Origin of the sequence: Bacillus sp. AFS098217 (genome assembly GCF_002551815.1) — a bacterium.
Classification (GTDB): Bacteria; Bacillota; Bacilli; order Bacillales; family Bacillaceae_G; genus Bacillus_A.
In genome coordinates this window covers 35,312-51,727 of the sequence record NZ_NVPR01000167.1, presented here as the reverse complement: position 1 = coordinate 51,727, position 16,416 = coordinate 35,312, and the positions used below count along the sequence as shown (strand labels likewise).

Sequence of the window (16,416 nt, the reverse complement as noted above, 5' to 3'; positions counted from 1 at the left end):
ACTCTTAGATAGACCCTCAAAAAAAGAACAGAAGGAGCCATAGTGACAGGCTCCTCCCAAAAATTAAAGTTATAAATTGGAAATAGATTTATTTTACTAATAATGAATATGTTCCATTTCTATTTTCCTCTTCAAAAAATGAAACTAAGTAATACTTCCCAGGTTTCGCTTCAAATTTCCCTTTTATATTATTTCCATCCGCTCGACCCGTAATGACAGGATTTCCTAGATCTGATTCGTGATACACATCCCATTGTATCCCAATTCCCTGTTCATCTATAAAAGAAATATCTACTTCTTTTGGAGATGTGACATTGAATGTGTACATATACGCCATATTAGGTCGATCCATATTTCCTTTTGAAAGCTTATTAAAACTAAGTACCTTTGCCTCTTGATAGTTATGACCTGCTGGCTCATCCTTTTTTACGGTAACCGTTGTTTGTGCTCGGCCTACTTTTCCTTTATTATCTTTCACTGTTAGCTTTGCATTATATGTTCCTTCTTTTCCATATACATGAGTAGGATTTGCTTCTGTACTTGTTGCACCATCGCCAAAATCCCAGAGGTAAGAAACAATTTTTCCACTTGTGCTTTCTGTACCATCGCTATGAAACTCAACTTTTTCATTTACTATCTCATTGTACGGTCCATTCATATTTACTTTAATCGTCTGTTTTTCTTCTTCTCCCGTTGCAACGCCATGGAATACAATATCGTATTCAAATTGATTGTTCGCATTCACACGATAATTGACAAAATACGCTGTAACTGTTTTGTAGCCGCTCCATTCTTTCTGCGTTAACTGTTCTAAAGATTGATTGATTTTCTTGCTCATCGTTTTCCAATCCTCAGATTCTCCTTTTGTTACGCCGCCCGTATATGTTCCTTCTAATGTAAACGTGTCAAAGAATTGAGACTTATGCTTTGTAATTGTTGCATCTTTTATCTTTGCTACATCTGTAATGTCTTTCTTTACCTCAGCTAGTGGCTTTGGTGCATGGTCAGCTAAATAATCATCTGATACTTGCGGGGTATTATATGTACCCTGATTATCAACTAACTGCTTCATATAGTCTTGGTATCCTTTATTTAAATTTGGATCCTTACTTAAAGCTTCACGATATGCATCATAACCATTCACATCATTTGCACGAATTAAATCTTGAATCCTATTGAAAGTTTCAAATTGATGAGTATATAAATAAGACTGCAATGCAAAAGAATAATTATAAAAGTCCCATTTATCTGGTCCGTCTCCATATTTCGAAAATAATGTTCGTTCTGCTGTATAACGCTGTGCAGGATCAGATGATAATCCGCTAATTATACTTTTGCGCGGAACAACATTATTCGTACGAGTAGATCCCGCAAAAAATTCTGCATTTCCTTCTTCAAACCAAGTCAAACGTTGATCTTGATACATTTCTCCTTGTCCCCATGATCCTGAAACTTCGTATCTTCCCTGTAAATAGTGTGTAAACTCATGACGGAACAATTCTTCTAAACTATAAATACTTTGCTGCGGTGTACGTTCAAATGTAAAGAACGTTCCAATGCTTTCAATGTAAATTCCACCATTATTCGTATCATATCCATATAGTTGGCTATTTTTTTTATATTCATCTGGATTATTATAAATAACGATTGTCAGTACATCATCAGCTTTCCCTGATTCTAACGCTGCATCGTTTCCAATTACGCGATGATATTGCGCTTTTACTTCTTTAGCAGCCCAATATAATCTCTTAACCTTTTCTTCCGTTACTTTATCTCCTGTTTTAAATACAATAGCACCGTCATCGAATGTATACGTTTTTGGTAAGTACTGCTTTTGGCCTTCTTCACGGATTTTCTTTAAATCTACTGTATTTCCATAATAATCTTTTCCACCATAGTTTGTTGCAATTTCTTGTACAGCATGAAAATAAGCTTCACTAAAACGAGGATACATACGCATTGCTTGTGTAAGTACTTCTAAAGGTTTATTTGGATTACTATGGAATTTCCCGAAACGACCAGTATAATAAACACCATTATTAATTAACCAGGTATTTTCTGGTGTTACATGATTTAGAAGAGCCATTCGACTAATTTCATTTATAAAACCATCAATTTTCCCATACCATATTGTTTCATCCGCTTTTTTTCTTGTACCATTCACGTAAGACTGTATATCATCATCAATCGCTTGGAGAAGATTATACAAAGCATCTCCTTTATTCTTGTCATTTATATATGCAGAAATATTATCGTTATACTGCTTTAATATATTCCCTGCATATTGAACTGTTTCAGCATCACAAGAAGCACTTCTAATTAATTTACCGTATGCAGATACCACTGTATCCTGTTTATCTGTACCAAGTTTAAAATTCGGATTTTTTGCAATTGCTTTTAATGCCGGTAAACATTTATCATGGAAGCTTCGCTCATTTAAATAGTCTAATTCTTTATTATTAAAGCCTAAATAAAAACCGCAATATAATACTTCAACAAACGTCTCAATCCCTTTTGTATCATCTTTTGTAAATGTGCTTCCGCGGCGACCTAATTCATCAATAATAACCTGTATTCGCCCTTTATTTTGATAAAACGCTTTTGTTTCTTGATTAAATTGACCTAAATCTATGATTTGATCCCAACTAACATTTGCCAATGTATTGATTAATTCGTCATTACTCATTCTATTCAGCTCTGCCACAGAATACTTTTGCTGATATTGTTTTGCCGCTGCTCGTTTCACGGCCTTAGCTGGACGTTGTGAAAAATTGCCTACTTTTAAACGTTCTTCATAAGACAACATTTCGTCTGCTATTGTAGAATGTGCAATTTCATCTGTTGAAGTTTCTATCCCAATTGGTTTCTTTTGCAACACATTATAAGGTGTGTTTTCTTCCGCTGACACTTGTGTTTGAATACCTCCAAATGATAAGGCCATTGTACTAATACCGAGCATCATTTGAGTAAATTTTGATTTCTTTTTCATACCATTTCCTCCGTTTATCTAATCCATCCAAAATAATAACACTATATTAAGATAAAATAATGTATTATGCAATATTGCATTTCTGTTTACCTTTCTAAACATGCAGTTTGTGTCATTTAGTTAAATCTCCTAGAAATGTACAAAAATGAAACAGATTCTGCCGATAAAATGCTGATCTTATATAATAAAACATTTTTTTGAAGTTAAAATCCTGATTTCCATACGCTAAGTGAACTGTACCCATCATCGTAATAAAAATAACTTTATGTTTAAACTTTTTTACAAAATAGATAGCAATAAAACCTGCTATAATCCCTCCTACTGAAAATGCCATCTCAAATATTGAGTAGAGTCCGCTCCCTCCTTCAAACTGTTCTGCAAGAGGTAATAATAAAGTTGTTTTCATTTGTATACTAATGCTATTCAAAATAAATAAAAACAGTAAGTATTTTATTCCTTCTGTTTGATTAATAAAATGCCATCCCGATATTAATTCTGCAAGGTGGGATATTCTTGTATTTTTTATTTTTTTAGGGTTCATTCTTTTTAAGGAAGAAAAGAAAATAGCCGCAACTAAAAATGTTACAGAATTAATAAAGAAACTAGTAGCTCAAGAAAATTTAACTAGAAATAACCTAGAAATACCAGTTCCTACCATTGATACTGCTTCATTTAATGAAGATGCTTTTGATATGACAAATGGTATATCCTGATTACAGAATGCTTCCTTAATAAATGTAGAACAGTGTAGCAAGCTGCTAATAAGAATTGCATAATGTAAAAAACAAATACTGGTTCACATCTTATGAAAACGAGAATTGCCATGATTAAAACAGCTTCTTCTATCCACAAATATTTTGGTAATGAATGATTATAGTCTTTCCACGCCTTAAGTAATTTGTGAAAATACTGCTTCATTTCTTCTTTCATTTTCACTTCTCCCAAACTATTATTTATTCTCTACTTATACGCTCTCATCGATAATTTTGAATCCACTATACGCAATCAACGCTCTAAACACATCGCTGCCCCCATATGGCCATGCATAGGGATGAAATTCAATTCTTCCAATATTGTTTGATGCCTTTTCACAAGATATCAGTTCATATTCTCCGCAAGCAAACGCATCAATCATAGATTCAAAATCCCATGGGGTTACAAGCTTAGGCTCCCTTAAACGTTCTTCAACAGGGGTTTGTTCCCATAAAATCCAGTAGTTATATAATTCTTCTTCAGTCGGCCACCAAAACTGTTTTAATATATCTTCTTCAAAATAATCTAGCCACATAGAATCACTGGAATTTATCATCTCCTTTTCTTTCTCTTCCTTAAGCTTGTAAAAAAATTCTCTTAGTTTATGAAAGTGAGCTTCTTTGTGTATTAGAAACTCAAAATAGCAATTTGTCATGTATTTACCTCTCTATTTGAATTCTCACTCATATAGTAAGACCATGAAACTATATTTCCCTAAATTATAACATTCCATAATTCGATTATGGTATACTGTCGTTTTATAAGAAAATCATTTTTATTAAGTTTTGTATAAAAATTAAAAAAACTCCTACAAGAGTAAGAGTCTTACACACATTATTTAGGTGTTAAAGTTAATCCTTTTCGGTCTATTCCTTCTGTACTAAGCCCAGTAACATGATAACTTCCATTTACCTAGTCTTTTATTCGATCATGATGCCAGTCACTTCTTAAATGGATTCTTTGTATAATCATGTACAATAATATGATATCCATCTTCTCTTTTATCAAGAAAAGCTCTTATATTTATAAGCGTTTGGAATCACTTATAAATATTTCCATTTTCCCTCACTTCTCACTAAAATTTTATCAACGAGTAAATGATCACCGTCTTCCCAAACCTTTTCTATTATACTTTTCATTTTTTCAATTCCGTTACTAGCGTTACAATCACAAAAGACAAGAATATCTCTTGCCGGTATCGCAACAGCATAGCCATTTGATACGAATTGTTTTAATGAATGTTCCCATAAGTCATCTAAAACAATTAAACTAGCTTCGAAATTTCCGTCAAGAATTAAAGCAAAACACTCTTCCATTAATGTGTGAACCCGAAGCTCTTTTTCATCTGTTAATTTATAAAGATTATTTATCCCGATTTCTAATAATTGCTCCTTATCTAATCCTTCTACTGTTACATGCCTATTTTGAACATATTGAAAAAGTTCATTTTTGTAATCTTCAACTAAAAATGTACTCATTAAATCTTCATTGAAAAATGTATGGACCATACTATCTTCTTCAGATAAAGTAAGGCACTCTTCATCAAGATTCTCTTTTACTACTGGTTTTAAGTATGCAATCGCTTCTTTACAAAATTGTTTCGTTATATAAATCCTCCCGCCATCCTAGACCATTGTATTTATGCCTTCTGTCCTGTTATGAAAATGTTTTAGATCAAACATCGTTGACCTAATTAGATTCTCCCACTCTTATTTTTCTATTTTAAGTACAATAAAGATTTAGACTAATGACTAAGTTTCATTTCGTGAAGAAAGTTTTTATCAAAATAAAGTATTAGACTAAATAGCAGATATGCGATCTTTATACGGTAAATAAGACCAATTTTGAGAAAGCACACTTAATAAAATATGTATGGATACATTCTTGTATAAAGCTTTCAAAAAAGACGGCTCTATTAATTTTTAATGTTGATAATTGGGTCAAAAAAATAGGCAAACACCTTTATTGTGAGAGATTCCCTTTTTTTGTGTTCCCAACCAAACTTCCCCAACATTAACCTTATAAAGAACGTCATCTCCATAACTGAGTTTAACCTTCTCGGTTTTATAAGATTTATTTATTATTTCATTTACCTCGTTTTTTGTTCTAAAGCCTGTTACTATATCTTCTTTTAGTTCCTCATCCCAATACATTTCGGCATCAATGTGAGCTTCCCAATCAAACAAAGCTAATTTATCCTTTAATGATTCATATTTATGAAATGGAAATTTCTTTGTGGTAAGTTTTTTGTCAAAGATATCATTGTAAGTATTTATACAATCTTTGTAAGAAACGACAATTTGAGAACTTATAAAGTCTGGTTCATATAACCAAATTTCCAGGTAAAAGTTTTCATTTTCCATTGTCATTTTTTCATACCAGTTTAGATACACATCTATCATTTCGTTTAATAATAAACGGTTATACCAATTAGGAGGGTTTCTACGGACTAAAGAATAAAAGAGATGAATTCACAATTTTGCGTAATCTCTTTGATGCTCACGAATGTAATTCATATGTATGTTGATTACATTTTGCTTCCATCTTTCTACCTTTCTCTTATGTCGTTTCCAACCTCGAATTTTCTTCTTTTTAGAGTGATAAAGCTCTTTCATTAACACGCATCCCTTAACAGATATACTAATACCAAGTTCATTTGAAGCTTATTTCCGAAATGAGTTCCTTTAAATTTGTACTGAGATACCGACACTCTTCAGTTTCAAAATCCTCAATAACAATTTCTCCAGTACGATTGTTCATAAGGATTAACATCCCGCTACTTTCAAATCCTATTGGGATATATATTTCTTCTCTCTTTTTAAGAGATAAATAATCTCGGACACAATTTGTAAATAAATGAGGTTCAATACCTGGTGTTACAGGAAATAAGCTAATATTGTAATTGCCAATCCAGCCAATCATCTCAAGAAACCAATATGAATTAAAATATTCTCTTATATCAGAATGAAGGATAACATTCCGTTCTTTTTCTGTAGCTTTAAAATAAAAATTGATTAAAAAATGCCCTTCAATTTCGTATTTGACAATCGAAAAAAAGAAACCATTTTGAAAAAATTTTAACGGGTTCACTTTTGCGGTGCAAAACGATAAAAAACGTACCACTTCTCATCGTAAATCGCAATTAAATATCAAACGAATTCTCAGTATAAATCACAACAAAGAGCTTAGAAATTCCCCCTAAGCTCTTTGTCTATTTTTAATTATATTTATCTTCATCAATACCAAATTTAATTAATGGAGTAACTAAATTTCTTGAATCATTTCCACTCTGTTTCCGAATGGGTCTCTGAACTCGAAACGTTCAAATCCTGATATTGGTACTCCTTCAATTATCTGAATGTTATTTTGCTCTAACACCTTTCTCCAGTATGATACATCCTCCACTTGATAAGCTAAATGAGCTTTTGTTGTTAATCGATCAAAACCATCTTCTGTACCTATATGCACATCTCTATCTCCGACTTTTAACCAAAATCCTCCACGCCCCTTTAGTGATTCGGGCTTTTCTTTCTTAGGTAGACCAAGAATTCCACAATAAAATTTTTCCCCTTCTTCTTCAGCACCTTTTGGAATAGTTATCTGAGCGTGATGCAAACCAAGAATCATAAAATCCACTCCCATTATCAATTGAAATTTGAATTCTTCTATAACCAAATAATTTTTTTAACACTTTCTAAATCCTCTTTCATTTTATATCGCCAAATACAATAAGTGAAATATTGATAAATTATGATTTTCGATAAGCATTACTTATGTATCTTTAATTTCAAAAAGAAAGATTTTTTTCTCAATATAATCCCTACCGTATGAATCTATCTTTTCTTAGTTAATTCACATATCAATTCTCAATAAAAGAGCTTGGAGTTCCAAGCCCTTTACATTACTTCCAGTCATCTTAGCAAAAGTGAATTTTGCACCTTCTAGCTCATATTTTTTAAAAATTAACAGGACTTAACCTAATAAAAATACCACCAAATAAAATTTTTATTAGGCCATCTATTACAAAAAAGACATCTAGACTTACGTTAGTAATGTATAATCCTATGATTGCATTAATCGTTAAACTGATTGCTAGAAAAAGCATTAATTTCCCATGTACTGGAATGAAAGTTAAAAAATGAATGCCTACAGCTAAAAGAATTAATAACCAGCAAATTCTATAATCATCCGAAAAAAAATTAAAAATGGGAACAACTAAAATAGTCAATAGAATCATTGAAAAATTAGACCATTTTTTTTGCCCCTTTGTTCCAGAACCAACTGCTAATTTCTTCCTGGTTCTAGGGTTTAGTTGCCAAATCATACCTAATGCATAAACAATAATAAAAGGCCGAATATCTGGATAGCCGTTATGTTTTATTAAAAGTAAAAACGTTGCTATTCCAGAAATTATTAACCAAATCCCATTAATCTTTTGTCTAGGATATTTATAGGCTTGTGTTTCCATGTCTTATTCCCCTTCTTCGAACGTTTCAAGTCTTTGTATTAAATATACTTCTTTTTGTCAGAGCCTCTATGAGCTAATTTGGCTAAATTCATACCATCATTCTTCTACCTCGCTTCGAATAATAAAATATAAGATTTCTGGAACATCATAACAAATAGAGTTGTAACTTTTTTGTCACAATTCGTCGAATAGAAAAATACAAGTCGGCTTTTGTCGTAAAAAAGACACCCTCAATGAAGTGCCCCCATAAAGTTAGACAGGTATTCCGTTAGGCAGCTTGTTGAGGATGAGCTCGGTATTGTACTGACTTATGCCTTTTAATTTTGTCTGGATTCGCTTGTGATTACATTGACTTGAATGAATTTATAAAAATCACCATTTCCATTTATATGCCATCGTTTACTTTCTGATGTTCGTTTACATGTTTTTTCTTGATTAATATAGCCTTATACAAAGAAGCTAGACCTAATACAGCAAATACAATGATTACAGGAATTCGAACTGTATGTGGAAGATAACGTGGAAGAAAGAAAAGACGCACTTTTTCGTCTATACTAAGTATTTCAAAAACGAGTGGTACTATACTTTGATGAATCAAAGAAAAGATACCGATAAATACAAGAAGTACAACAACAGCAAGTTTTTTCTTAGGTAATTCAGTCGCTTTATTTTGTACTTTCTTTTCACTATCCTTTCGCCGAGTTTTCATGCCATTTTTCATTTTAGCTAGTAATTCGGGGCCACTTAATTCAAGCTTTACATAAGCAATGCGGCCAAACCACCAGGCAAAAAACACTCCAGTACAAATGCCAGTAGGTACACCCATCCATTGTAAGAAATTTAAATGAAGCAATGTCCCAATCCATACAACTGCCAAAGCAGGTATAGCAGTTGCTAGTACCATCACCATCATAAGCCAAGTTGTTATAAACATTTTCCCAGCATTCATATCGTCACCGGATACAATAGTACCACGCCCTCGCCTTTGAGGATCTGTTATAGGGATTAAGTTAAATACCGAGAACAATACAATAAGACCTGCAGCTCCACCCAGTAATGCAGGAATTAATGCGAATACCCATGGATAAACCCAAGTAAGTCCGCTAGAAGTGGTAAAAATAACTGTCACTACAATGGCAACTGGACCGACAACCAGTAACCAAGCTCCTTGTCGACCGCGTACATCGATCCGTTCTGCACCAGGAGTCACCAATGTCAGCCACAATGCACTCCCATCAAAACCATATAAATTACAGGCAAACATACTTGTGAAAACAATCATAATTACTCCTGCCCACGGCATTAAGCCAGGTATACCAGCAATCGTAACTAGGAAGCCATAGAACAGCCCTGTCCATAGACCCATCCGGAGAAAACGACCACGCTGTGGATCTCTTATCCAACATTGTAGTTCCTTAGTCATTATTGCTCCTGTTTTAGTTTCAGGAAGGATTCGGAGAACATTCCTATGATTTTTTGCAGTAGTCCAACCTTTTATTTTTGTAAAATTTGTCGTTGTACTTCTTGTCAATAATTTCGCCCATATGTATAACAGAAGTCCGCAAAGTATTGTTAGAACAATTAAAGAAACAGAAGCTAATAACCAATTTGATTGACTAGCCTGATCTACAGCAAGTATCGCCCAGCTCGATGGGAAGATGTACAGTACAGTAGAATTTTTTGTTGTTATCCAGTTGATGGCAGAAAGTGCATACCAACCTACGTTTAAAAACGCTATAATAAAACCAATGAGCATCGCTCCAATCTCCATGCCGATTCGAGATTTCATCGTCTCGCCCATGATACTAATCACTACTTTTGATAGCAGCACTACAAAGACTAATTGTAAAATAATTGCCGGAACAGCAACTATAATTGCCCCTAGATTAAGCCGTGCTGCGTACAACAAGAGACCCATAAAGGCTACTAGACTAATCAGTGGTCCCAATCCTATAAAAGCTACAACAAGTAATGCCCTAGCCAGTTTATATGAGTTGAGTGGGAGCAACATGAAATATTCCGGACGTAATAGCCCATCTCCACCAGTGAGCATCGGTCCCATTATCCAACCGATAGTCCACACTGCAAAGACAATGTAAAGAATATCCTTCGATACGGTAGGATTAGTAGGATAAAAGACAAAAAGCAGGACAGTTCCAATCGCTAGTAATAGGCCAAATAATCCACCCATAATTAAAAGGACGGCTCTCCCTCCATTCATCGAATGCCTAAGTATTGCTAACTTCATTCGGACTAATACATTAACCAAGGCAATTCCCCTCCCTGAGCGGTACGACTGCCTACTAACCGAACGAACGCTTCTTCAAGACTTTGTTCACCACAAACATAATCCATTGTTCCTGACGCAGCCACACGCCCTTTGGTGATAACAGCAACGTAGTCACACAGTTGTTCAACCAACGCCATAACGTGACTAGAAAATACTACAGAACCACCTGAAGCAACAAATCTCTGTAAAATCTTTTTAATAGTAGCTGCAGAAATGGGGTCTACGGCCTCAAACGGCTCGTCGAGAACAAGCAACTTTGGAGCATGAAGAAGTGCAAGAGCTAGCCCGATTTTTTTACGCATTCCAGTAGAGTAATTGATAACTAGCGTTTGTTCAGCATTGTTCAATTCTAGTACTGTAAGTAGTTCCTCTGTACGATGAGCGACTTTCTTAGCATCCATCCCTCTCAATAGCCCTATATATGTTAATAGTTCGCGTCCAGTAAGCCTTTCTGGCATAGATAGCCCGTCTGGCAGTACTCCAACCAGCATTTTAGCATGTGTTGGATTTCTCCAGACATCGATCCCAAAAATTTTAGCATCCCCACCATCCGGTCTTAGTAATCCTACAGCCATTGACAATGAAGTAGTCTTACCTGCTCCGTTTGGTCCAACCACTCCGTAGAATGAACCACTTGGTACCATTAAGTCAATATGATTAACTGCAATAGACTCGCCGAATCGTTTATACAGATTGAGAAGCTGTAGCGCTGGAGAAGATTCATCAAATGTGATTTCCAATGATTTTGATTCAAAGATTTTCATAACCTTCGTTCCTCCTTCAGGATTTTATTTCTTTTCGATGGATAACAATCCAGCGCTTTTTCAATACATCGAGGGATGGTATAACCGTAAGAGGATCCATAGTAGCATTGGCTATAAAACTCCTCAAGCAATAGAAGATCTAGCTAAAAAAGTAGCATAGACTTAACTTTCTTGTGTCCAAAATATTGACTCAAATCCAAACACATTATAGTTAATTAAACTAACTCTTTTAATCGCTTCATTACAGAGTGTACCGTAAGTCTATGAAAAGAAATTAATTTATTCTTGTAGATGACGCCATAGATACCATATGGGGTAGGTGAAAATCGCAACAATTCTTCCCTGTTTTTTATGTAAATAATTTCTGCGTTTATACCCAATTTGTTTGCTCCCTTAACAACATTATCGGTTGATATATCTACAAATGGGCACTGCTGTGTGCGAAGGATTGTTAATTTTTTAAAAGGTTTAAGTCGCTCATCCCAATCATTTGGAAAATAAGGATTGGGTGAATTTCCAAATTTATTAACAAGTAATTCAAAACCATAAGGTGCATAATCTACTTCAATGAAATTGTTTTTTATAAAAATATCCTTACTAGGTGTCCAAGAAGTGTCTGGATTTGTAATCACAATAACGCCATCTTTATTTTGTTCCTTAGCATCTTGAATACATTTATTAATCAATTTTGAGGCATACCCTTTTCCTGTAATATTTACCCATAAGCAATGAATAACTAAATAATTTTCACCATAGACAACTCTTGAAGAATATTCAATAGGTGTATATTCAATAAACCCTGCCGGTTTGCTATTCTCCATTATTTTTATATACTTCAAACCTTCATTGAACCTTCCCATAAGCCATTTGTTTTTATTTATGTAACCTGCTGAATTTGGCTTACTACGAAGGCAATAACATCCCTCATCATCTAAATTCCCTTCGTCTAAGTCTACCATTTCAATTGTTTCCAATTTATTTCCCCCTACATTTTAAATATTCATGTTCAAATAATCTGTATATTTCAGCTTAAGTGCATTTATTCAGAATCTCCCTTTATTTTAACATAAATATACTTTTATCTTACTGAGCAATATGGTCCTTTAACGGAACAACTTTATATTCAGTCAACAGTATATTAACCTGCTTCTCAACATCAGATGTTCATTTCCCTTTAACCATAAAAAGCCCCCTTTAGACAAACTATATCCAAAAGGGGTGACACTTCGCATCTTTTTATAAATATCTCGACTTTCTTTCAAATCTACAAATATATCATTAAACATCTAAAAAACTATGAATTATTTTGAATAATAACAATTAATATCAATTTTATAAGTATTTATCCATTTAAAATTTCCCCACCATTCACGTGCAGAATTTGTCCTGATATGTAAGATGCATCATCGGAAGCCAAGAATACATAAGCAGGTGCCACTTCAAACGGTTGACCGGCTCGCTTCATAGGAACATGATCTCCAAATGTGGCAAGCCATTCTGGAGGTAAGGAAGATGGAATTAATGGGGTCCAAATTGGTCCTGGGGCCACACCATTAACTCGAATCCCTTGCGATGCCAGTGACAATGATAGTGAACGTGTAAATGAAACAATAGCCCCTTTAGATGCTGCGTAGTCAATTGCATCTTGATCTCCATCATAGGCACTAAGGGATGTTGTATTTATTATGGAGCTTCCTGAATTCATGTATGGCAAAGCGGCTTTCGTAAGAATAAACTGCGAAAAAACATTTGTGTGAAAGGTACTTGCCCGTTGATTCGAATCTACATCAAGTAGACTGTTCCTTATGTATAGTACACCGGCATTATTCACCAAAATGTCAATACGGCCAAATTGGCAAATTGTTTGCATTACTGCTTGTTGGCAATGCTGCTCATACCCAATATCACCTGGAATAGTAATGCAACTACGTCCATACTTTTTGACATAGAACTCCGTTTCTTTTGCATCGCTGTGTTCATTTAGGTATGAGATTGCTATGTCTGCCCCCTCTTTCGCGAAGGCTACAGCGACAGCTCTCCCAATTCCACTATCCCCACCAGTTATAAGCGCTACCTTATTTATAAGCTTACCTGCTGGTTTGTAGTTGGGGTTATCAAATATAGGTCTGGGTATCATTAATGATTCAATGCCAGGTTTACTTTGTTGTTGAGGCGGGAAGCCCATCACATACACCCCTCTCGGCATTTTTCTATAATGTATTATGATATTCAGGAAAATATATCATTTTCAAAAAATTGAATAGAGGAAGTTTTCATGCGTTCATACTCTCCGAATATTTCTCATTAAAGATTAAATGAAAAATTTAAAACACACGTATTATGCTTTGAACGTTTCATCACATTATAAGCAGCAGATACTTTGACCATAAATATCTTCACCAATATTATTCGTCCCACTCTTCATGAAAACTCCCGCCACTTATCTCCTTCGGATCTTGAAGTGGGGGTTTCTCATGTATCACCTTCAAGAGATGCTTAACACGAGTGGAGTTGACACAGCTGCCTGATGGCACAACCCCTCTATTCCATCGGCAAATGCCTTTGGAACTGCTTTTTTTAAGATATTATAGGAACCATTCACATCTGCGTTCAGTAGTTTGTTTTCTTTCGTACGATACAAGCCACGTTTGATACGTTTTCCACTGAATACAGAAATGTCTTGCTCACCATAGGTTGGAATATCATCAGCGTCTAAAAAGGATGCCTTGCTTGTATACGATTCTTCTACGACTTGTACCATTATGCCATGTCGCTTCGCCTTGTAGTTAATCATTTCAATGAGTAGATTATGCGGGATATGGCAGAAGGATTGATTCTGTCGTTTTCCCATATCACTGTTTTGTTTCCATGATGTATTTTTCCCAATGACAATTATAGAGATCTCATGTTGAACTGCGAAATGAACAATATGGTAACTCATTTTGTGAAAGAGATCTTTTATTTTGAGAAACCGTTTTTCATGAAGCCTCTCTAAACGCTTGGATGTATGTGGTCCTTCTTTGGGTTCTTTTCCATGTCGAAGAATACTCAGCAAATGCGCCTTTTGTTTGTTGTAGTATTGATTGATACTTTTGATGACATTGCCCTTTACTAACACAGGAGTAGCCCCTGTATTCGTTACGATGGTTGCAATGTTATGAATCCCTAAATCAATACTCATATAACGATTATTGTCCACATGCTTAAGTGCTGGCCCAGATTGTTCTGTCACAATTTCAATCTTAAACTTCCCATAAGCAGGAGAAACACGTACCTCTCTGAGATTGCCAATCCGTCCAAACAATTTACCTATATTTAATTTTATGCTTGTTTTTGGAAAACGAATGTACTTATCTTGGAGTTTACATACTTGATTCGTGAATACAATTTCTTTCATAGATGATTTGATATATTTGGGAATGCGAGGTCTGCCCGTAAAAGTGGAATGATGTTTCTGATATGCTTTCATGGAAGCGAAGAATGATTTCCAATTTTGATGTAACTTCTTCATAACTGCTTGATTCACTTGTGATGGTAGATTTATATAGTCTTGCTGCTTCATTGTTTTAAACAAACAATCTAGGAAGTTATAGGATAGGAATGATTTCTCTTTTGTCGGTAACGTAAACAGATTACACTTGATTTCTTTCCGTTCTTCTGCCGGCTTTTCTTTCTGCTTTTGCACACGTTTTTGATACGCATGAAGTTGATTTTCATTTATGATTTCAATATATGCTTGTAATGTATGGAGAACTTCTTGTTGAAGGGGCTGTAGAGTTTTCTCTGTACGTAAAGCCGTATACACTTGGCGAATGTAGAAGTTTGTTGTATTGTAGAGATTTTTTGCATTCTTACACATTTCCATAAAGTAGGCGTACAATTTATGACCTTTCTTGATCCAAATTTGATAGGTTGCATATTCTTTTTCTTTTGTCATCATGTTCACCACCTTCTTTTCTTCATGATACTACAAAACAGCCAAAAAGAACATACATTCGCCATATCAAAAAATATTTTTACACATTCGATGGCAATTCATCTCCACCTTAAACTGGGCTATGCCCTGCACGTTTTGAAAATGGAGTTTTCTTGCCAAATTTCCGATAAATGTGATTTCCAATAGGTCTTCATTGTAATCTATAAAATTAATTTGAAAATCTCTCATAAATTGTGATGGGATTCTATCTCCCTTTTCATCAAATTTTATTTCTACATACTTTTGCAACATTTCTTTACTTTTGAAATTCCCTAGCCATAGAGACATCACACCTGGATTTTCGATATTAATCATCCTTTATTCATTCTTACCTGTTTATTAGGAGTATTCACCCAATGCTAGATAACTCATCTATTAATCATCGCTTCTTTAGCTTCTTCATATCCAGAAGAGTGTGACAATACATCAATCACTATTTCACTTAACCCTAGTAGAAAACCTGCTTGTTTATCAGCACTTAAATTTTTAAAACGATTTAACAATGAGATCGCTCCTTTAAAGCTTTACTTCTAAATCTAATTACTCACCGTTCGTCAAAATAGATTATTTCATATTCATTATGTTTCAGGTATATAAACTATCATTTTTCCTTTTGGATACTCACCTTTCCACCCACAAGGCCAACCACCAAGTTTATATACATTAAAAATCCTCTCATAAAAATTATCCGTTTTTCCATTTACTAAACGATTTAGTGCACACATCTCAAAGTCTCTTTCTACTTCTTCAAAAATATCTATATAACTTATAGAAATGAAATCCTGAGAATAGTTCTGTACATTAGAAAAAACTTCATATAACATATCTTTTTGAGTTTCCATGCTTGTATTATAAGTCCCTTCTAATACATTTGCACTTTCTTCAGATTTAATATCATCCCAGACTACCTGAATCATATCTAAATCTTGAGACCAAGCTAATTCTTGCGCAATATTAAAATCATGAATAACTTCTATATCATTTAACAAAGAATATATCTCAGTATTTCTTATATCGAATAAATTCTGTTTTTGTATAAACTCGATTACTTCTTCTACTAATTTTGTGTGTTCCCCATACTTCATTTATCTCCGCCTCTTTCCTTTAACATCTAAACATAATACTCCTCATTCACTGACTCGTATTATTACAAATTCTTTTCTTAACTATTCATAA

The 16,416-nt window shown here is 34.3% G+C and carries 17 protein-coding genes and 2 pseudogenes; 1 reads left to right on the top strand and 18 read right to left on the bottom strand.

Features of this window, described 5'->3' with window-relative positions:
• Positions 1–88: 88 nt before the first annotated feature.
• From colA to COO03_RS25805, 12 genes are all read right to left on the bottom strand, one after another.
• Positions 89–2,989, bottom strand: a complete 2,901-nt coding sequence (gene colA, locus COO03_RS25855; RefSeq protein ID WP_097899802.1) for a collagenase ColA — start codon at positions 2,987–2,989, stop codon at positions 89–91.
• Between the two features lie 112 nt (positions 2,990–3,101).
• Positions 3,102–3,530, bottom strand: a complete 429-nt coding sequence (locus COO03_RS27980) for a hypothetical protein (protein ID WP_230322471.1) — start codon at positions 3,528–3,530, stop codon at positions 3,102–3,104.
• A 131-nt stretch (positions 3,531–3,661) separates the two neighbouring features.
• Complete coding sequence (locus COO03_RS27975; RefSeq protein ID WP_230322472.1) at positions 3,662–3,919, bottom strand: hypothetical protein; 258 nt, start codon at positions 3,917–3,919, stop codon at positions 3,662–3,664.
• A gap of 34 nt (positions 3,920–3,953) precedes the next feature.
• Positions 3,954–4,298 carry a hypothetical protein gene (locus tag COO03_RS27295; RefSeq protein WP_230322473.1) on the bottom strand — a complete coding sequence of 115 codons (345 nt, stop codon included), beginning with the start codon at positions 4,296–4,298 and terminating at the stop codon, positions 3,954–3,956.
• 487 nt (positions 4,299–4,785) lie between these two features.
• Positions 4,786–5,349 carry a DUF1444 family protein gene (locus COO03_RS25835; protein WP_097899800.1) on the bottom strand — a complete coding sequence of 188 codons (564 nt, stop codon included), beginning with the start codon at positions 5,347–5,349 and terminating at the stop codon, positions 4,786–4,788.
• Positions 5,350–5,682: 333 nt separating this feature from the next.
• The gene (locus COO03_RS27970) at positions 5,683–6,105 is read right to left on the bottom strand and encodes a hypothetical protein (RefSeq protein WP_230322475.1); all 423 of its coding nucleotides are present in this window, start codon (positions 6,103–6,105) and stop codon (positions 5,683–5,685) included.
• Positions 6,106–6,213: 108 nt separating this feature from the next.
• Positions 6,214–6,357 carry a hypothetical protein gene (locus COO03_RS27965; protein WP_255257302.1) on the bottom strand — a complete coding sequence of 48 codons (144 nt, stop codon included), beginning with the start codon at positions 6,355–6,357 and terminating at the stop codon, positions 6,214–6,216.
• A gap of 37 nt (positions 6,358–6,394) precedes the next feature.
• The gene (locus COO03_RS25825) at positions 6,395–6,865 is read right to left on the bottom strand and encodes a SecY-interacting protein Syd (protein ID WP_097899799.1); all 471 of its coding nucleotides are present in this window, start codon (positions 6,863–6,865) and stop codon (positions 6,395–6,397) included.
• A gap of 141 nt (positions 6,866–7,006) precedes the next feature.
• Positions 7,007–7,369, bottom strand: a complete 363-nt coding sequence (locus COO03_RS25820) for a VOC family protein (RefSeq protein WP_097899798.1) — start codon at positions 7,367–7,369, stop codon at positions 7,007–7,009.
• Positions 7,370–7,697: 328 nt separating this feature from the next.
• Positions 7,698–8,210 (bottom strand): DUF6609 family protein, encoded by a 513-nt coding sequence (locus COO03_RS25815; protein WP_097899797.1) that lies wholly within the window; start codon positions 8,208–8,210, stop codon positions 7,698–7,700.
• Positions 8,211–8,595: 385 nt separating this feature from the next.
• A complete protein-coding gene (locus COO03_RS25810; RefSeq protein ID WP_097899796.1) occupies positions 8,596–10,479 on the bottom strand; it encodes a hypothetical protein in 1,884 nt (627 codons plus the stop codon).
• Entirely contained in the window at positions 10,464–11,264 is an 801-nt protein-coding gene (locus tag COO03_RS25805; RefSeq protein WP_097899795.1) for an ABC transporter ATP-binding protein, read from the bottom strand. Before COO03_RS25805 ends, COO03_RS25810 begins: the two co-directional genes overlap by 16 nt.
• 46 nt (positions 11,265–11,310) lie before the next feature.
• Here COO03_RS25805 and COO03_RS28225 point away from each other — a divergent pair.
• Positions 11,311–11,424, top strand: a pseudogene (locus tag COO03_RS28225) (IS3 family transposase); the annotation flags it as partial.
• A 55-nt stretch (positions 11,425–11,479) separates the two neighbouring features.
• Here the strand turns inward: COO03_RS28225 and COO03_RS25795 are convergent.
• The 6 genes and pseudogenes from COO03_RS25795 to COO03_RS25775 form a co-directional block, all read right to left on the bottom strand.
• Positions 11,480–12,238: a GNAT family N-acetyltransferase gene (locus COO03_RS25795; protein ID WP_097899793.1), complete on the bottom strand. Its 759-nt coding sequence runs from the start codon at positions 12,236–12,238 to the stop codon at positions 11,480–11,482.
• A 368-nt stretch (positions 12,239–12,606) separates the two neighbouring features.
• A complete protein-coding gene (locus COO03_RS25790; RefSeq protein WP_097899792.1) occupies positions 12,607–13,449 on the bottom strand; it encodes an SDR family oxidoreductase in 843 nt (280 codons plus the stop codon).
• Positions 13,450–13,749: 300 nt separating this feature from the next.
• Complete coding sequence (locus COO03_RS25785) at positions 13,750–15,201, bottom strand: RNA-guided endonuclease InsQ/TnpB family protein (RefSeq protein WP_097899791.1); 1,452 nt, start codon at positions 15,199–15,201, stop codon at positions 13,750–13,752.
• A gap of 165 nt (positions 15,202–15,366) precedes the next feature.
• Positions 15,367–15,546 (bottom strand): annotated as a pseudogene (locus COO03_RS28220) (immunity 22 family protein); the annotation flags it as partial.
• A 62-nt stretch (positions 15,547–15,608) separates the two neighbouring features.
• Positions 15,609–15,743: a hypothetical protein gene (locus tag COO03_RS27955; protein WP_255257303.1), complete on the bottom strand. Its 135-nt coding sequence runs from the start codon at positions 15,741–15,743 to the stop codon at positions 15,609–15,611.
• 75 nt (positions 15,744–15,818) lie between these two features.
• Complete coding sequence (locus COO03_RS25775; RefSeq protein ID WP_097899790.1) at positions 15,819–16,325, bottom strand: cytoplasmic protein; 507 nt, start codon at positions 16,323–16,325, stop codon at positions 15,819–15,821.
• Between the last annotated feature and the right edge of the window lie 91 nt (positions 16,326–16,416).

Excerpts from the sequence above, each read along its gene's own strand:
- COO03_RS25775 (WP_097899790.1), bottom strand. The coding sequence starts at position 16,325 with ATGAAGTATGGGGAACACACAAAATTAGTAGAAGAAGTAATCGAGTTT.
- COO03_RS25815 (WP_097899797.1), bottom strand. The coding sequence starts at position 8,210 with ATGGAAACACAAGCCTATAAATATCCTAGACAAAAGATTAATGGGATT.
- COO03_RS27970 (WP_230322475.1), bottom strand. The coding sequence starts at position 6,105 with ATGGAAAATGAAAACTTTTACCTGGAAATTTGGTTATATGAACCAGAC.
- COO03_RS25820 (WP_097899798.1), bottom strand. The coding sequence starts at position 7,369 with ATGATTCTTGGTTTGCATCACGCTCAGATAACTATTCCAAAAGGTGCT.
- COO03_RS27975 (WP_230322472.1), bottom strand. The coding sequence starts at position 3,919 with ATGAAAGAAGAAATGAAGCAGTATTTTCACAAATTACTTAAGGCGTGG.
- COO03_RS27965 (WP_255257302.1), bottom strand. The coding sequence starts at position 6,357 with ATGAAAGAGCTTTATCACTCTAAAAAGAAGAAAATTCGAGGTTGGAAA.
- COO03_RS25785 (WP_097899791.1), bottom strand. The coding sequence starts at position 15,201 with ATGACAAAAGAAAAAGAATATGCAACCTATCAAATTTGGATCAAGAAA.
- COO03_RS27980 (WP_230322471.1), bottom strand. The coding sequence starts at position 3,530 with ATGAACCCTAAAAAAATAAAAAATACAAGAATATCCCACCTTGCAGAA.
- COO03_RS25790 (WP_097899792.1), bottom strand. The coding sequence starts at position 13,449 with ATGGGCTTCCCGCCTCAACAACAAAGTAAACCTGGCATTGAATCATTA.
- COO03_RS27295 (WP_230322473.1), bottom strand. The coding sequence starts at position 4,298 with ATGATAAATTCCAGTGATTCTATGTGGCTAGATTATTTTGAAGAAGAT.
- COO03_RS25805 (WP_097899795.1), bottom strand. The coding sequence starts at position 11,264 with ATGAAAATCTTTGAATCAAAATCATTGGAAATCACATTTGATGAATCT.
- colA (WP_097899802.1), bottom strand. The coding sequence starts at position 2,989 with ATGAAAAAGAAATCAAAATTTACTCAAATGATGCTCGGTATTAGTACA.